At 30.8% G+C, this 442-nt stretch carries 1 protein-coding gene; it reads right to left on the minus strand.

The window, feature by feature from the left end; genetic code table 11:
- A partial coding sequence (locus HMPREF2846_RS10195; protein ID WP_052997460.1) for a DUF6262 family protein occupies positions 1 to 374 on the minus strand: 374 nt, incomplete at its 3' end.
- Between the last annotated feature and the right edge of the window lie 68 nt (positions 375 to 442).

The following is a 442-nucleotide window of genomic DNA, read 5'->3' on the forward strand; positions in this document are numbered from 1 at the left end:
TCTTTATTATACAGATCTCCATATAATTTTTGAATTTGGTTCTGTAATTTTTTATTTTCTTTTTCTAATTCCATAACTCTTCTTTTTAAGGTTTTTATAAGGATTTCCTCCGAACGAGAACTTTTCTTGGGTTTTGAGACTACATTTGATGTTATTTGACGCTCACGAAGGGATTCGATTCTTTGCCTAATATCGTGTTCCTTATAAAGCCATGATTTAGAAACATTAGCTTCCTTTGCTATTGAATTAAAATTAATAACTTTACCTTCAATCGAAAATTTAGAAATCGCTTTGTCTACTTTTTCCCTTGTCTTTTTTGATTTCTGCTTCGCCAAACGTACAATTTCTGTTGTATTTCTAACTTGTTTATCCATTGATAATTACCCCGTCAAACTTCTAATGATTTGTTCTAAACGCTCTTTAACACGGCTATTAGTCTCTA

Origin of the sequence: Staphylococcus sp. HMSC056G08, assembly GCF_001812305.1 — a bacterium.
In the GTDB taxonomy this organism is placed as follows: Bacteria; Bacillota; Bacilli; order Staphylococcales; family Staphylococcaceae; genus Staphylococcus; species Staphylococcus simulans.